This is a genomic window from Ideonella sp. P3_A4 (genome assembly GCF_056403075.1).
On sequence record NZ_JBFUGE010000923.1, the window covers coordinates 1 to 1,775 of the forward strand.

At 67.2% G+C, this 1,775-nt stretch carries 4 protein-coding genes; 3 read left to right on the forward strand and 1 reads right to left on the reverse strand.

Translation table 11 applies throughout. The features are described 5' to 3' along the window. A partial coding sequence (locus AC1DYI_RS34465) for a CoA-transferase (RefSeq protein ID WP_477208603.1) occupies nucleotides 1-142 on the reverse strand: 142 nt, incomplete at its 3' end. A 97-nt stretch (nucleotides 143-239) separates the two neighbouring features. Here AC1DYI_RS34465 and AC1DYI_RS34470 point away from each other — a divergent pair. From AC1DYI_RS34470 to AC1DYI_RS34480, 3 genes are all read left to right on the forward strand, one after another. Next, the gene (locus AC1DYI_RS34470; protein WP_477208601.1) at nucleotides 240-677 is read left to right on the forward strand and encodes a PaaI family thioesterase; all 438 of its coding nucleotides are present in this window, start codon (nucleotides 240-242) and stop codon (nucleotides 675-677) included. A gap of 23 nt (nucleotides 678-700) precedes the next feature. Beyond that, entirely contained in the window at nucleotides 701-1,243 is a 543-nt protein-coding gene (locus AC1DYI_RS34475; protein ID WP_477208604.1) for a helix-turn-helix transcriptional regulator, read from the forward strand. 152 nt (nucleotides 1,244-1,395) lie between these two features. Next, nucleotides 1,396-1,775: hypothetical protein (locus AC1DYI_RS34480; RefSeq protein WP_477208602.1), on the forward strand; the 380-nt coding region annotated here is incomplete at its 3' end.

Below are 1,775 nucleotides of genomic sequence, written 5' to 3' on the forward strand. Positions count from 1 at the left end.
GGCCCTTGACGCCGCTGGCCTGCAGCGCGTCGATCAGGGCCTCGGGGATGCCGCAGAGGCCGAAACCGCCGACCGCCATCAACTGGCCGTCCTTGACGATGCCGTCCAGCGCTGCGGCAGCGCTCGGGTAAACCTTGTTCATTCGGAATTGCCTCCGGGCTTGTTCGGATGGGCACGAAGGGTACTACGTAACACATTAAGTAGTCGTTACGTAGATTTGACTAAGGTTTGTCCGACACATGACTGAATCCCTTCGCCCGGCTGGCCCGGTTGACGCCGCCCAGCTGCAAGACCTGCTCGCCACGATGTTCGCCCCCTGGGTACAAGAGCTGGACCTCGTCGTCCGCGCCGTCGAGCCCGACGGCGTAATGCTGGCGCTGCCGGTGGGCAGCCGCCACGTGCACGGCGGCGGCGTGATGTGCGGCCAGACGCTGATGGCGGCCGCCGACACGGCCATGGTGCTGGCGATCAGCGCGCAGCTCGGCGGCTTCCGCCCGATGACCACGGTGCAGCTGCAGACGAGCTTCCTGCGGCCGGTGGGCAAAGATGTCGGCGAGGTGACTGTCGTCGCGCGGGTGCTGAAGCCCGGCCGCCAGCTCGTCTTCGGCGAGATCGAGTGCCTGCTGCCCGACGGCAAGCTGGCCGCGCACGCCACCACCACCTACGCGCTGCTGTGAGCGCCGTGTCCGTGGCACCGGCGATCGACCTCGACTACCGCACCGCCTTCCACCAGGCCCCGATCGGCATGATCCTGTCGCGCCACCGGCTGGTGGTCGACTGCAACCGCCGCGTGCTGGAGATGTTCCGCGCCCAGCCGGATCAGTTGATCGGCCAGTCCTTCGAGGCGCTGTACCCCAGCACCGACGAGTACGAACGGACCGGCGCGCGCATCGTCGCCAGCCTGGGCATCGATGGCTTCTACGCCGACGACCGGGTCATGAAACGCCTCGATGGCGAGCACTTCTGGTGTCACGTGTCGGGCCGAGCGCTGGACGCGAACGACCCGCACGCCGCCGGCATCTGGACTTTCGAAGACCTGTCGGCGCGGCGCGTGCTGAAGGTCGACTTCACGCCGCGCGAACGCGAGATCGCCGCACTGCTGATCGACGGCGCGACCAGCAAGCAGATTGGCAAGCGGTTGACGATCAGCCCGCGCACGGTCGACGTCTACCGCGCACGGCTGATGCGCAAGGTGGGCGCCAGCACCACGCCGGAGCTGGTGCACCGGCTGTTGGGTGGTTGATCAGCGGCTGATCATTTTTCTTCGACAAGGGCGCTGACCTGTCCGGTTGCGCCCCCGCCAGGACGTTCCTGCTAACGAGAGGTCCGTGAGCGAGCGCCGGGTCCGGCGCCGCCGCCCTCTCGCATCACTTCCACTCGCACAGGAGCAGGAACATGAACGCCTTGCGCACATGCCTGGCCGCCGCCTTCGCCGCGGCAACCGCCCTCCCCACTTCGATCGGCGCTGCCGTGCCCCCGGTCGACTCCGTCGGCAAGGCCGCCATCATCAAGTGCGGCACCACCAACGGCGTCGTCATCCGTGCCGCGCACGCCGACAAGATCGTCTTCGTGATCCTCGGCTTTCTGCAGGCACAGACGCCCAACGACCAGCCGGCACTCGACCTGCTGCCGCGCAACGACCCGTTGGACATCAAGGTGCTCGACGACCCGAAGACCGTGGCCGATCTGCTGGGCAAGGTGCTGACCTTCCTCGGTGCCGCGGACAACACGGCCAACCGCCAGAACGTTCGCATCCTTGAGGTGAAGTACGCGAT

Excerpts from the sequence above, each read along its gene's own strand:
- AC1DYI_RS34470 (WP_477208601.1), top strand. The coding sequence starts at position 240 with ATGACTGAATCCCTTCGCCCGGCTGGCCCGGTTGACGCCGCCCAGCTG.